The following is a 14639-nucleotide window of genomic DNA, read 5'->3' as shown; positions in this document are numbered from 1 at the left end:
GCCATTCCGTCTGGTGGAGAGGGAATCCCCTCTCCACCACAGTGACGGCCTGAGGATTATTTTCCGCCTGCGGTGTAAGGCAAGCTATCAAAAGTTCGCAGCCCTTTCTTACTGTAGGGATCGCCTATCCAACGCTCTGATTGACGAAACGCAGGGCTGACCAGGCTTTTTCCGGGCTCCTGAAGATCGTAGCTGAGTCCCGCCAGCGTTGACCAGGTATGCAGTAGATGCGCATTGCTGTATTTCCGGTCTACGTAAGGGGCATAGTCGATCGGGTGATCTTTCTGCCACTGTGGCGAATTCCAGAGAATGAACGGCACCGTGTACATGGTACGCGTCGGTGCAGACTCATCGCGTCCGAGCACGGTGTGCGGCGGCGTCTCGTAAACGTCTTCACCGTGATCCGAGAAGTAGAGCAGGAAACCATTCGGCTGCGTTTTTTCAAAGGTGCGGATCAGCGTTTCAACCACGTAATCGTTGTACAGCTCGGCATTGTCGTAATCGTTATAGACTTCGACATCGCTGTCGCTCACACCGTCAGGAATCCCTTCGCGCCCGACAAATTTGGTTGCATCTTCTGGATAACGGAATTTGTATTTCATGTGAGTGCCTAGCAGGTGCACCACAATAAACTTCTTCTCTGCGGGATCGGTCAGCACCTTTTCAAACGGCGCGAACACCACGTCATCGTACTGACGCGCGCTTTGAGTGCGCTGATTGTTCATATAGAACTGTTCGTCAGTCTGCTGAGAGAATACTGTCAGCAACGTATTCCGTTTGGTCATTGTCTGCTGATTGGTGATCCAGAACGTTTTGTATCCGGCCTGTTTCATCATGTTCATCAGCGAGGGCTTGGTCAGATAGAGATCCGGCTGCTGCTCATCGGCAAACGTCAGTGCCTGCTGCAAGATTTCAATGGTGTAGGGGCGTGAAGTCACCACATCGTTGAACACCACCAGATTGGGATCGCTTTTACGCAGTGCATCCAGACGCGGCGTGGTCTGACGACCATAGCCGTACAGGCTCATACGGCTGCTGGTGGTTGATTCACCGATCACCAACACCAACGTACGCGGCGTATCGCCATTAGCATCTTTCAGGTTTGCCAGAGGGGGCAATGCCGCATTCTGCTTGAGCATTTCCGTCATGCTTTCTAATTGCTGGCGGTACTCAACATAACCGGCAATATACTGCCACGGTGCGGTGGTCGACATACGGCTTGCCAGATAGCCACTGGCTTCTGCCAGCGTTTCTCCCTCATTGTGCATTTTTTTATAAAGGGGGACACCAAACAGCACCACGGCAATTAAGGTGCACACCGTGACTTTATATTTTAACGGCAGGTAAACCGGGCGCACTTTACGCCACAGGAATCCGACTATCAGCGTATAAAAAATCAATATAGCCAAAACTTTCAGACTGAAATATTGGCTTACATATTCACCAGCTTCTTTGCTATTAGACTCGAACATCACAAACATGACGCTCTGTGAGAACTCTTGTTTGTATATCGAGTAATAACCCAGTGCGATCAAAGAGGTAGCCCATAACAGGATACCCAGTACGCTGCTGATGATTTTGGTTCTGGCAGGGAAAACGAAAACGGGGATCAGCCATAACAAACTGTAAAGTAACGAATCACGTAGCCCCGTGGTGCCGCTGTGACCAGTCAAAACGATGACAAGCTGAAGTGCGCAGGAGAAAAACCAAAAATAGAGCAAAAGCCATCCGAGCGAACGCCAACTAAAGCGTTCTTTAACAAAGAGTTCAGACATATTCAATTCCACACAACGTTGTTATTTTTTATGCAGCGCCAAATAGCACTACTTTAATGAGGTCTATTTTTTGATTACCTCTCGTCCGGCACCGCAATAATCAACACCGAAGAGCAGCACTATCCGTTTAAGACCTTAATATAAAATTAAGTTCAGCCGGTGAGTCAAAAAAAAAGCGGCCCCCCATTATCGGCGGGCCGCTTTTTATACCAAAAAAAAAACAAGGGTAAAAGTTATGTAAGGCACTATTTTATTATTTGAAGCGAAGTGTTGAACTTCGCCCCAAAGATAAGCCAATACACCGATTACCCAATGTGATTTTTATTGACCAACATCCGCAGGACGGCGGCGCGGAGCGCGTTGACCTTCACTGCGTTGACCGTCGCGGTTGAAATTGCGTTCGCGACGTTCGCCCTGACCTTCACGGCGAGCATCACCCTGCCCACCGAATGAACGACGTCCACCTTCACGACGATCGCCAGCACCAGCACCAGAACGCGGTGCGCCACGGCTGTCGCTGCGTTCACGACGTTCGAACGGCTGTGCATCACCGATCAGTTGCATGTTCATCGGCTTGTTCAGGATGCGTGTGCGGGTAAAGTGCGTCAGCAGATCGCCCGGCATCCCCTTCGGCAATTCGATGGTTGAATGCGATGCGAACAGCTTGATGTTGCCGATGTAGCGGCTGCTGATATCCCCTTCGTTGGCAATAGCACCCACGATATGGCGAACTTCAACGCCGTCATCACGACCCACTTCGATGCGATACAGTTGCATCTCACCCACATCACGGCGCTCACGACGCTGCGGACGATCGCCATCATTACCGGGGCGACGATCGCCACGGTCATTACGATCATTACGCTCGTCACGATCGCGGAATTCGCGGCGCGGACGACGCTCAATCGCTGGTTCCGGCGGCAGGATCAGCGGACGCTCACCTTGCGCCATTTTCAGCAATGCCGCAGCCAGCGTTTCGATATCCAGCTCTTCAGCCGGTTGCAGTTTAGCCAGCAACGCACGGTACATATCCAGATCGCTGCTTTCGAGCTGTGACTGCACTTTGGCAGCGAACTTCGCCAGACGGCGCTCGCCTAACAGTTCAACGTTCGGCAATTCCACTTCCGGAATGGTCAGCTTCATGGTGCGTTCAACGTTGCGCAGCAGGCGACGTTCACGGTTTTCCACGAACAGTAATGCACGACCTGCACGACCGGCGCGGCCAGTACGGCCAATACGGTGCACGTAGGATTCTGCATCCATCGGAATATCGTAGTTCACTACCAGGCTGATACGTTCTACATCCAGACCGCGTGCCGCAACGTCGGTGGCGATCAAAATATCCAGACGACCATCTTTCAGGCGTTCCAGCGTCTGCTCACGCAGCGCCTGGTTCATGTCACCGTTCAGTGCCGCGCTGTTGTACCCGCTACGCTCCAGGGCTTCAGCCACTTCCAGCGTTGCGTTTTTGGTACGCACGAAAATGATGGCAGCGTCAAAATCTTCCGCTTCCAGGAAACGCACCAGCGCTTCGTTCTTACGCATGCCGTGCACAGTCCAGTAGCTCTGGCTGATGTCCGGGCGCGTCGTCACGCTTGACTGAATGCGCACTTCCTGCGGATCTTTCATGAAGCGGCGCGTAATACGGCGAATCGCTTCCGGCATGGTTGCCGAGAACAGCGCCGTTTGGTGCTGAGCCGGGATCTGGGCCATGATGTTTTCGACATCATCAATGAAGCCCATACGCAACATTTCGTCAGCTTCATCCAGCACCAGACCGCTCAGGTTGGAGAGATCCAGCGTACCGCGTTTCAGGTGATCCAGCAGACGTCCTGGTGTACCCACCACAATTTGCGCACCCTGGCGCAATGCACGCAATTGAACGTCATAGCGCTGGCCGCCATAGAGCGCTACTACGCTTACACCGTGCATGTGTTTGGAGAAATCATTACAAGCTTCAGCAACCTGCACCGCCAACTCACGGGTCGGTGCCAGCACCAGCATTTGCGGTGCTTTCAATTCAGGTTTGAGATTGTGCAACAGCGGTAATGAAAACGCTGCTGTCTTGCCGCTACCGGTCTGGGCCATACCCAGCACGTCGCGACCATTAAGCAAATGAGGAATACATTCTGCCTGGATGGGAGAGGGTTTCTCATATCCCAGATCCGACAGTGCATTCAGAATAGGAGCGGACAGCCCCAGGTCAGCAAAAGAGGTTTCAAACTCTGCCATGTAAACGTGCCTCATAGTGAAATGGCGGCCAGTCTACACGTAACTTGTCGAGAAAATACTCAGTCATTTTCATTGAAAAGTGTGAACCGGCTCAAATTAGATTAAAAAACGAACAAAAAAGCCCTCGCCCGTTAAGGCGATGGAAACGGTGGTTCCCGGCTGATTACGTTCGTCAGCTATTGCTGGTCCGATCCTGATAGGTCGTCTTGTTCTTGGCCTAACAATGCCAATTCCAACAATGCATAGCGGTGCTCAACAAAGTTATGTACGTTGTTGGCAACCGTCAGCTTGAACAACGCCATGGCGTTATTCTTGTCCCCCAGACTTAGGTAGTGCTTACCTAAATAGAAGTCAGTTTCACTGAGATGCTCAGCGAGCGAAGTGTTATCCGTTGCTTCTGCCTTCAGGCGCTCCATCAGCACAGCTTCACTGATGTTGCCCAGGTAGAATTCGACAATATTCCATCCCCAAGGACCTCTTTCTGCACTGTCATAACGCTGCTTCAGCGCGGCCTTGGCTGTGTTGGGATCTATCTCCCGTTCAGCCAGATACAGCCATAACGTGCGGAAAGGATCGTTCGGATCGTCTCGATAAAACGCCAGCAGATCATCCTGCGCTAACAGGTAACGACCGCCATAATACAAAGCGATGCCCCGGTTCAAACGCGCATAATTGTAAGTTGGATCAAGCTCTAGTACAGAATCAAACGCTTCATAGGCAGCATCAAAATTGCCTGCCTGCGTTAAATAAATGCCGAGATAGTTAAACACTTCCGGCATATCCGGACGGATTGATAGCGCTTGTGAAAAATCATTACGCGCTAACGCTCTCAGTCCGAGACTATCATACAGCACTCCGCGCTCATATAATAGCTGTGCGCGTTCGTCATCGGTTAACGCCCGACTGGCAAGAATTTGTTCCATGCGCGCCAAAATGACTTCCTGCTGTAAAGCAGGCTGCACTGGAATTGCCAATACCGCGTTATTACGCCAATCCGTGTTGCTGCATCCTGCCAGCATAAGTGCTGTCGCAACATAACACCAGCGTAAGAAAGGCTTCATTTCCCACTCCCGAAGACAAACATTGGATGAACATCCTGTCCCCGCACGCTCAATGTAAGGCTATCCGCGCCTCACAAAATGCCCAACTCCCCGCCTGAGCGGGGAGTGGCAAAACAACAGCAAAACGGCTGTTATTCTTCCTCAGAAGGCGCTGTAGCAGCGGCATCCTGAGACTGAGCAGTTGCTTCCTTGATACTCAAACGTACACGGCCCTGACGGTCAACTTCCAGTACTTTAACCGGAACTTCCTGACCCATTTGCAGGTAGTCAGTGACTTTCTCAACGCGCTTGTCAGCGATTTGAGAGATGTGTACCAGACCTTCTTTGCCGCCGCCAATGGCAACGAACGCGCCGAAATCAACGATGCGCGTTACCTTACCCTGGTAGACGCGACCTACTTCGATCTCTGCGGTGATCTCTTCGATACGACGAATGGCATGACGCGCTTTATCGCCGTCGGTTGCGGCGATTTTCACCGTACCGTCATCTTCGATCTCGATAGTGGTGCCCGTCTCTTCGGTCAGCGCACGGATCACAGAACCACCTTTACCGATCACGTCTTTGATCTTGTCAACGCTGATCTTGATGGTGTGGATACGCGGTGCAAACTGAGAAATGTCGCCACGCGGCGCGCCGATAGCCTGTTCCATCACGCCCAGAATGTGCAGACGTGCACCTTTGGCCTGATTCAGAGCAACCTGCATGATTTCGCGGGTGATACCTTCAATCTTGATATCCATTTGCAGTGCGGTAACGCCTTCACGGCTACCGGCCACTTTGAAGTCCATATCGCCCAGATGATCTTCGTCACCCAGAATGTCGGACAGCACCACAAAGTTATCGCCTTCTTTCACCAGACCCATTGCGATACCCGCAACGGCGGCTTTGATCGGCACGCCCGCGTCCATCAGCGCCAGAGAGGCACCGCAGACAGAAGCCATGGAAGAAGAGCCGTTGGATTCCGTGATTTCAGACACCACACGCACCGTGTACGGGAACTCAGCTGCGGTAGGCATCACTGCCAGTACGCCGCGTTTCGCCAGACGGCCGTGACCAATCTCACGACGTTTCGGCGAGCCAACCATACCGGTTTCGCCCACAGAGTACGGAGGGAAGTTGTAGTGCAGCAGGAAGCGATCGGTCGTTTCGCCGGTCAATCCATCAATATTCTGCGCATCACGCTCGGTACCCAGCGTCGCTGTTACCAGCGCCTGTGTTTCACCACGGGTGAACAGTGCAGAACCGTGGGTTCTCGGCAGCACGCCAGTACGCACATCCAGCGCACGGATCATGTCTTTTTCACGGCCATCGATACGCGGTTCGCCACGCAGTACGCGGCTACGCACCACGTTTTTCTCGATGCTGCCCAGGATATCCTGGATCTCACCCGCATCCAGCGTGTCATCCGCAGCCAACAATTGGGCCTCAGCGTCAGCTTTGATAACGTTGATTTGTTCGTAACGTTGTTGTTTCTCGGTGATGCGGTAGGCATCGCCCAGGCGCGTTTCAGACAGTGCTTGCACACGTTCCAACAGCGCAACGTTGACGGCGGGTGCCTGCCAATCCCAACGCGGTTTACCCGCTTCTTTCACCAGTTCATTGATGTTGTCGATAACCACCTGTTGCTGCTCGTGGCCAAACACCACCGCACCCAACATTTGATCTTCGCTCAGCAGATCCGCTTCGGATTCCACCATCAGTACCGCGCCCTGCGTACCGGCAACGACCAGATCCAGACGGCTCTGTTTCAGTTCATCGATGGTCGGGTTCAGTACAAACTGATCGTTGATGTAGCCAACGCGAGCAGCACCAATCGGCCCGTTAAACGGCAGACCGGACAGGCTCAGCGCCGCAGAAGCACCGATCATCGCCACGATATCCGGGTTGATCTGCGGATTTACCGAAACCACGGTTGCAATAACCTGCACTTCATTCACAAAGCCGTCGGCGAACAGCGGACGGATCGGGCGGTCGATCAGGCGAGAAATCAGGGTTTCGCCTTCGCTAGGACGGCCTTCACGACGGAAGAACCCGCCAGGGAAGCGGCCCGCAGCGTAAGTACGCTCTTGATAGTTAACGGTCAGCGGGAAAAAGTCCTGACCCGTTTTGGCCTTTTTCGCCCCGACAACGGTAACGAAAACAGCGGTGTCATCCATGCTGACCATTACGGCAGCAGTGGCCTGACGTGCCATCATGCCCGTTTCGAGCGTGACGGTGTTCTGACCGTATTGAAACTTACGTACGATAGGATTTAGCAAAATAATATCCTTTACTCAGGGTTTATCATTCTCGGGTTTACCAGATGCCAGCCGATGTCGTTATGCTCGACGCAGCGTCTCCCCGTTGATTACAAACCATCTCACTACATCCTCGCGACTAATGACAACCCTCACGCCACGCTGGAACAGGTCCAGAAAGAGACATAAAGTTTCTCATTAGCCGCGCGAACCTCTGTAGCGAACGGCGACGACAAAGTCGGTGATACATTACTCTGTTTTGCAAGCACTTCCTAGAAGAAAGGGGCCCTATGAGGCCCCTTTCCACTGAAACTCGCCAGATTAGCGACGCAGACCCAGACGCTCGATCAGGGTAGCATAACGCGCTACATCTTTACGCTTCAGGTAGTCCAGCAGCTTACGGCGCTGAGAAACCATACGCAGCAGACCACGACGGCTGTGGTGATCCTTTTTGTGCTCGGAGAAGTGGCCTTGCAGATGGTTAATCTGCGCGGTCAACAGAGCAACCTGCACTTCGGTAGAACCACTGTCGTTAGTGCCGCGACCGAATTCTGCGACGATTTTTGCTTTAGCTTCAACGCTTAGAGACATTGTAATACTCCAAAACAGTATAGATAAAAAAAACAGGTGCCGATCTCTAATTCAGCGACCTCTGTAACCTATTAAAAATAGGCCGCGCCATTCTACTCTCAGCCATGGCCGATCGCAAGGCAGACGCGGTGAGCCTTATTCCGAGAATTCGACCACCAGACGCTTGGGAGCCACGCGTCCGGCATCATCGATAATCCCCATGCCAATGAACGAATGGGCGTCACCTTCGGTGATGCGTACCATCCCTTCTGCGGGGGCGTTAGCCGCTGCAACAGCCTGCCCGAGCTTGAGGTAACCCGCCACGGCTGGCGGCAAATTCACCTCAGGATAATCACTGACCGGGCTGTCCATCGGCATCAGCAGCGGATCCAGCACCGCTTCAAGGGGTTGCCCTTCCGCTTGCGCCTGCGTCAACAGGGCTTGCAGACTGTCCAATGTCACCATGCGCTCTGCCGGATAAGTGGCAACCTGCACGCGGCGCAGATAAGTCACATGGGCACCACAGCCGAGCTTTTCACCGAGATCGTCGATGATGGTACGAATGTAGGTACCTTTGGAACAGTGAATTTCCAGCTCCAACTCATCGGCATCGTGGCGGATAAACAGCAGTTCATACACGGTAATATCGCGCGCTTCACGCGGGACAGTGATCCCCTGGCGCGCATACTCATACAGCGGACGGCCCTGATGCTTCAGCGCAGAATACATCGATGGCACCTGCTGCGTAGTGCCACGAAAACTTTCCAGTGCATCCGCCAATGCCTGCTCGGTAAACGTCACCGCGCGCGTTTCCACCACATTGCCATCGGCATCTGAGGTGTCAGTACGCTGCCCCAGACGAGCAATCACCCGGTAACGCTTATCCGAATCCAGCAAATACTGAGAGAACTTGGTGGCTTCCCCCAGGCAGATCGGCAGCATACCGGTAGCAAGCGGATCCAGCGCACCGGTGTGTCCGGCCCGGTTGGCATTAAAAATGCGTTTTACCTTTTGCAGCACGTCATTGGATGACGCACCTTGCGGTTTATCCAGCAATAACACGCCGTGGATATCACGGCCGCGACGACGAGGACGACTCATCAATCCTCCCGATCGTCGTCACCGTTGGCAGAACGCTTCTCGGCATCACTGCGCAAGACATTGGTCACCAGGTTGGACATCCGCATCCCTTCCACCAACGAGTTGTCGTAGGCGAAAGTCAATTCCGGCACCACGCGCAAACGCATTGCCTTACCGAGCAGCACACGAATAAAACCAGAGGCATCCTGCAATGCTTTGATACCCGCTTTCACCTGCTCAGGTTCATTATCGTTCAGAAACGTCACAAATACCTTGGCATACGCCAAATCGCGTGACAGATCGACACCAGAAACTGTCGCCATGCCCACGCGCGGATCCTTCACTTCACGCTGAAGAATAATGGCGATCTCTTTCTGCATCTCTTGCGACACGCGCTGAGTGCGACTGAATTCTCTAGCCATAATCGAGTCCTCAAGGAAAAATCAGGGGGCACTAGGCCCCCTATAAGTCAATATGACGTGCAAACGTTGCGCGTCTCGCCCTACCCTGACAGGTTAAGCGATAGTACGTTTGATCTCGATAATTTCGAACACTTCGATGTTATCGCCAACACGCACGTCGTTGTAGTTCTTCACGCCGATACCGCATTCCATGCCGTTACGCACTTCGTTAACGTCATCTTTGAAGCGGCGCAGAGATTCCAGCTCGCCTTCGTAGATAACCACGTTGTCACGCAGCACGCGAATCGGGTTGTGACGTTTCACGATACCTTCCGTCACCATACAGCCAGCGATTGCGCCAAACTTCGGTGATTTGAATACGTCGCGAACTTCGGCCAGGCCGATGATCTCTTGCTTGTATTCCGGTGCCAGCATACCGCTCATCGCCTGCTTCACTTCGTCGATCAGATCATAGATGACGGAGTAGTAACGCAGATCCAGACTTTCCGCTTCGACAACGCGACGGGCAGAGGCATCGGCACGGACGTTGAAGCCGAGAATGATGGCGTTGGACGCTGCGGCCAGCGTCGCGTCGGTTTCGGTGATCCCACCTACGCCGGAGCCCACAATCTTCACTTTCACTTCGTCGGTGGAGAGTTTCTGCAACGAATCGGCAATCGCTTCCACAGAGCCCTGAACGTCGGCTTTCATCACGATGTTCAGTTCGGACACTTCGCCTTCGGTCATGTTGGCGAACATGTTTTCCAGCTTGGATTTCTGCTGACGCGCCAGTTTCACTTCGCGGAATTTGCCTTGACGATAGAGCGCCACTTCACGGGCTTTCTTCTCGTCACGCACCACGGTGGCTTCATCACCCGCAGCCGGAACACCGGACATGCCGAGGATTTCTACCGGAATGGACGGACCCGCTTCGGTAATTTCGCGGCCCAGCTCATCACGCATGGCACGCACGCGGCCATACTCGAAACCACACAGCACGATATCGCCCTTGTTGAGCGTACCTTCACGCACCAGTACCGTTGCTACCGGGCCACGGCCTTTGTCCAGGAAGGATTCAATCACCACGCCGCTTGCCATACCTTTACGGACAGCCGTCAGTTCCAGCACTTCTGCTTGCAGCAGAATGGCGTTAAGCAAATCATCGATACCGGTACCGGCTTTGGCTGATACAGGGACAAACTGGCACTCACCGCCCCACTCTTCCGGAATGATGCCGTATTGCGTCAGTTCATTTTTGACGCGATCCGGATCGGCTTCTGGCTTGTCAACCTTGTTGACCGCAACCACCACTGGCACCTTGGCCGCTTTGGCATGTTGAATCGCTTCGATGGTTTGTGGCATCACGCCGTCATCAGCAGCAACCACCAACACCACGATATCCGTTGCCTGCGCACCACGCGCACGCATCGCGGTAAACGCGGCGTGGCCCGGGGTATCCAGGAAGGTGATCATGCCATTGTCAGTTTCAACGTGATAGGCACCGATATGCTGGGTAATCCCGCCTGCTTCGCCCGCAGCCACTTTAGTGGAGCGAATGTAGTCCAGCAGTGAGGTTTTACCGTGGTCAACGTGGCCCATAATGGTCACGACCGGTGCGCGCGATTCTGCCGCAACACCCATATCACGGTCACTCATTACCGCTTCTTCAAGCTCGTTTTCGCGACGCAGGATAACCTTGTGGCCCATTTCTTCCGCCACTAACTGCGCCGTTTCCTGATCGATAACCTGATTGATGGTCGCCATGGCACCCAGCTTCATCATCGTCTTGATGACCTGAGAGCCTTTCACCGCCATTTTGTTCGCCAATTCGGCAACCGTAACGGTTTCACCAATCATCACATCACGGTTAACAGCCTGAACCGGCTTGTTAAAACTTTGCTGTAACGTACTGGGCTTACGCTTGCCTTTACCACCACGGGTTGCGGCGCGCGCCTCTTCACGATCAGCTTTATTTTCAGACAGGCGGTTGCCTTTCTTCTGCTTGGGCGCTTTAGCTGTCCGGGTGCGACTGCGAGAATTACTCTCGACTTCACGATCGTTTTCATCTTCAGCGACGCGGGCATGATGCGAGGTAGTGACGTGATAGTCAGTGCTATCCTCTTCTTCACGCGGTGTCTCGCTGGCCCATTTGGCAGCGTTCTCTTCCGCCATACGGCGTGCTTCTTCCGCAACACGGCGTGCATCTTCTTCGACTTTGCTGCGAACAGCATCTTCAGATTTACGCTTCAGTTCAGCAGCCTCAGCTTCACGGCGGGCCTTGTCTGTCGCCGGAACAGACTTTGTCGTACTATGATTATGTTGGTTGCTCAATTTGTCTTTTTCCGCTGTGTCACGCTTGGCTTTTTCAGCGGCCTCTCGCTTGGCTTGCTCTTCAGCTTCACGTTTCGCTTTTTCAGCCGCTTCACGCTGAGCTTTTGCTTCAGCTTCACGTTGGGCCTGCTCTTCAGCTTCACGTTGAGCCAGTTCTTCCGCTTCCTGCCGTGCACGCTCTTCTTCTTCAGCCTGCTGACTGTTCAGCGGATCGCGCTGAACATACGTGCGTTTTTTGCGGACTTCAATCTGCACTGATTTACTTTTTCCGCCAGTGCTCGGAATATTCAAGGTGCTACGCGTTTTACGTTGCAGAGTCAACTTACCGGCCGCAGAACCGCGTTCGCGGTTCAAATGCGCCAGCAGCGTCTCTTTTTCCTGCTGGGACACGTTATCCGATGCAGACTTGGTGATTCCCGCATCAGCAAATTGCTGTATCAGGCGGTCTACCGGAGTCTGAATCTCTACGGCCAGCGATTGTATGGTCACTTCTGTCATGCTGTTCCTTTCCTGCTACAGTGTCATTATTCGTTTTCGTCGCCGAACCAGCAGATATTACGGGCGGCCATGATCAACTCACCGGCCTTCTCATCGTTCAACCCTTCAATATCCGTCAGATCGTCAACGCCCTGCTCAGCAAGATCTTCCAGCGTACATACTCCGCGCGCGGCGAGAGTGAACGCCAACTCGCGCGGTAAACCCGGTAAACTGAGCAAATCTTCCGCCGGTTGGCCACCGCCACGGCTCTCTTCCTGCGCCAACGCCAACGTGGTCAATGCCGCTTTGGCACGTTCACGCAGTGCTTCGATGGTTTCCTCATCCAGACCATCGATCTCCTGGAGTTCCTTGATAGGCACATAGGCCAGTTCTTCAAGTGAGGAGAAACCTTCTTCTACCAGCACGGTGGCGAACTCTTCGTCGATATCGAGGTGCTTGGTAAATACGTCGATCGCCGCGTGTGCTTCCGCCTGATGCTTGGCTTGCAGGTCTTCCACGGTCATCACGTTCAGTTCCCAGCGGTCATCTGAACGGTGCTGTTTCAGCAGTTGGGAAGCCAGACGCACGTTCTGCCCGTTGCGGCCAATCGCCTGCGCCAGGTTGCCGGATTCCACGGCGATATCCATGGTGCAGGTATCTTCGTCAACCACGATGGAAACGACGTCTGCCGGTGCCATGGCATTGATGACGAACTGTGCCGGATGATCGTCCCACAGAATGATGTCAATGCGTTCGCCGCCCAGTTCGCTGGAGACGGCCTGTACACGCGCACCGCGCATACCCACGCACGCACCCACCGGATCGATACGCTTGTCGTTGGTTTTCACCGCGATTTTGGCGCGAGAACCTGGATCGCGAGCAGCCGCTTTGATCTCGATAACTTCTTCGCCAATTTCCGGCACTTCGATGCGGAACAGTTCCACCAGCATCTCAGGGCGTGAACGGCTGACAAACAGCTGTGCGCCACGCGCTTCCGGTCTTACTGAGTACAGCACGCCGCGAATGCGGTCGCCCGGACGGAAGTTTTCACGCGGCAGCATATCTTCACGGCCAATCACCGCTTCTGCGTTGTTGCCCAGATCCAACGAAATGTTGTCGCGGTTCACTTTTTTGACGACGCCGGTAACAATATCGCCTTCCTGCTCACGGAACTGATCGACCACCATGGCACGTTCAGCTTCACGTACTTTCTGCACGATAACCTGTTTGGCCGTTTGCGTGGTGATACGGTCAAACGTGACGGATTCAATCTGGTCTTCAACGTAACCGCCGAGCTCGATGCTCGGATCTTCAAATTGGGCCGCTTCCAACGTGATTTCACGCGTTGGTTGTGTCACTTCATGAACGGCAACCCAACGGCGAAACGTATCGAAATCGCCGGTTTTGCGATCGATGCAAACCCGAACGTCAATTTCCTGTTCGTATTTTTTCTTTGTCGCTGTCGCTAACGCAGTTTCCAGTGCTTCAAAAATTTTTTCGCGCGGAACGGCTTTTTCGTTGGAAACTGCTTCAACAACAGCCAGAATCTCTTTGTTCATCCTAGTTGCCTCATCCAAACTTTAAAAGTGGGGTACCAGGTTCGCCTTCTGGATGTTGCTCAGTGCGAACACTTCATCTTTGCCTTCCACTGTTACGGTAATCATCTCACCTTCAACGGATTTGATAATTCCCGCCCATTTACGACGGTTTTGTACCGCCATGCGCAACACCAGGGTCACTTCTTCGCCGAGGAAACGCACGTAATGTTCTGCGATGAATAAAGGACGATCCAGGCCAGGTGATGACACTTCCAGGTTATAGGCAACCGTAATGGGATCTTCAACATCCAGCACCGCACTCACCTGGTGGCTGACATCAGCACAATCATCAACTGTGATGCCGTCTTCACTATCAATATAGATACGCAGCGTCGATTGGCGACCACGGATAAACTCAACGCCCACCAATTCGTAGCCTAATGCTTCAACGGGTGCCGAGATCATCGCTGTCAATTTCTGTTCTAATGTGGACAAGCCCACCCCCAAGACATAAAAAAAGGGCTAAAAGCCCAGTCATGTTGTTGCCAAATAACAAAAAACCCCGAAATATCGGGGCTTTATGCAACTGGACCCTATATACCGCTACAGGCTGCGGCATTACTTCTCGCAAGGATTTTTTCAAAAAACCGCTGTGGGTGTCATACCGCCACTCACAGTTCATTTGAAAAAAAACTTAAGCGAAAGAAGTGATTTGGTTGCGGGGGCCGGATTTGAACCGACGACCTTCGGGTTATGAGCCCGACGAGCTACCAGGCTGCTCCACCCCGCGTCCGAAAACGTGGCAAATAGTACGCCGCCAACCGTGAAAATGCAAGCTATCAATCAGAGATGATGCGAGGACAAGATCTGAAATCTTCCCGTATTCTATTGAAAAGAAAAGACAGTTGTCAACCCTTGAAAAACAGCCCGCCGCGCG

General features: G+C 53.2%; 10 protein-coding genes and 1 tRNA gene. All 11 read right to left on the bottom strand.

All coding sequences use genetic code 11. The annotated features are described in order from the left end of the window. Positions 1 to 56: 56 nt before the first annotated feature. Complete coding sequence (gene cptA, locus J5069_RS11785) at positions 57 to 1781, bottom strand: phosphoethanolamine transferase CptA (RefSeq protein WP_413542227.1); 1725 nt, start codon at positions 1779 to 1781, stop codon at positions 57 to 59. 315 nt (positions 1782 to 2096) lie between these two features. After that, positions 2097 to 4007, bottom strand: coding sequence for a DEAD/DEAH family ATP-dependent RNA helicase (locus J5069_RS11780; RefSeq protein WP_264644062.1), 1911 nt, complete (start codon positions 4005 to 4007; stop codon positions 2097 to 2099). Positions 4008 to 4183: 176 nt separating this feature from the next. After that, positions 4184 to 5068, bottom strand: coding sequence for a lipoprotein NlpI (gene nlpI, locus J5069_RS11775; RefSeq protein WP_264644061.1), 885 nt, complete (start codon positions 5066 to 5068; stop codon positions 4184 to 4186). 131 nt (positions 5069 to 5199) lie between these two features. Next, positions 5200 to 7326 carry a polyribonucleotide nucleotidyltransferase gene (gene pnp / locus J5069_RS11770; RefSeq protein WP_264644060.1) on the bottom strand — a complete coding sequence of 709 codons (2127 nt, stop codon included), beginning with the start codon at positions 7324 to 7326 and terminating at the stop codon, positions 5200 to 5202. 300 nt (positions 7327 to 7626) lie between these two features. Continuing rightward, a complete protein-coding gene (gene rpsO / locus J5069_RS11765) occupies positions 7627 to 7896 on the bottom strand; it encodes a 30S ribosomal protein S15 (protein WP_195312637.1) in 270 nt (89 codons plus the stop codon). A gap of 135 nt (positions 7897 to 8031) precedes the next feature. Continuing rightward, complete coding sequence (truB, locus tag J5069_RS11760; protein WP_264644059.1) at positions 8032 to 8976, bottom strand: tRNA pseudouridine(55) synthase TruB; 945 nt, start codon at positions 8974 to 8976, stop codon at positions 8032 to 8034. Further along, complete coding sequence (gene rbfA / locus J5069_RS11755) at positions 8976 to 9377, bottom strand: 30S ribosome-binding factor RbfA (protein WP_222159527.1); 402 nt, start codon at positions 9375 to 9377, stop codon at positions 8976 to 8978. Before rbfA ends, truB begins: the two co-directional genes overlap by 1 nt. Before the next feature lie 93 nt (positions 9378 to 9470). Continuing rightward, entirely contained in the window at positions 9471 to 12185 is a 2715-nt protein-coding gene (infB, locus tag J5069_RS11750) for a translation initiation factor IF-2 (RefSeq protein WP_264644058.1), read from the bottom strand. A 26-nt stretch (positions 12186 to 12211) separates the two neighbouring features. Then, entirely contained in the window at positions 12212 to 13723 is a 1512-nt protein-coding gene (gene nusA / locus J5069_RS11745) for a transcription termination factor NusA (RefSeq protein ID WP_264644057.1), read from the bottom strand. Positions 13724 to 13744: 21 nt separating this feature from the next. Continuing rightward, a complete protein-coding gene (rimP, locus tag J5069_RS11740; protein ID WP_195312632.1) occupies positions 13745 to 14197 on the bottom strand; it encodes a ribosome maturation factor RimP in 453 nt (150 codons plus the stop codon). A gap of 218 nt (positions 14198 to 14415) precedes the next feature. Then, a tRNA-Met gene (locus J5069_RS11735) sits at positions 14416 to 14492 on the bottom strand. Between the last annotated feature and the right edge of the window lie 147 nt (positions 14493 to 14639).

The organism is Candidatus Symbiopectobacterium sp. NZEC127, from assembly GCF_025962675.1.
Taxonomy (GTDB): Bacteria; Pseudomonadota; Gammaproteobacteria; order Enterobacterales; family Enterobacteriaceae; genus Symbiopectobacterium.
The sequence above is the reverse complement of the archived record's forward strand: the minus strand, read 5'-3'. Positions and strand labels throughout refer to the sequence as shown.

Coding starts and splice junctions, on each gene's coding strand:
- rpsO (WP_195312637.1), bottom strand. CDS start 7,896: ATGTCTCTAAGCGTTGAAGCTAAAGCAAAAATCGTCGCAGAATTCGGT.
- truB (WP_264644059.1), bottom strand. CDS start 8,976: ATGAGTCGTCCTCGTCGTCGCGGCCGTGATATCCACGGCGTGTTATTG.
- nusA (WP_264644057.1), bottom strand. CDS start 13,723: ATGAACAAAGAGATTCTGGCTGTTGTTGAAGCAGTTTCCAACGAAAAA.
- rbfA (WP_222159527.1), bottom strand. CDS start 9,377: ATGGCTAGAGAATTCAGTCGCACTCAGCGCGTGTCGCAAGAGATGCAG.
- J5069_RS11780 (WP_264644062.1), bottom strand. CDS start 4,007: ATGGCAGAGTTTGAAACCTCTTTTGCTGACCTGGGGCTGTCCGCTCCT.
- infB (WP_264644058.1), bottom strand. CDS start 12,185: ATGACAGAAGTGACCATACAATCGCTGGCCGTAGAGATTCAGACTCCG.
- nlpI (WP_264644061.1), bottom strand. CDS start 5,068: ATGAAGCCTTTCTTACGCTGGTGTTATGTTGCGACAGCACTTATGCTG.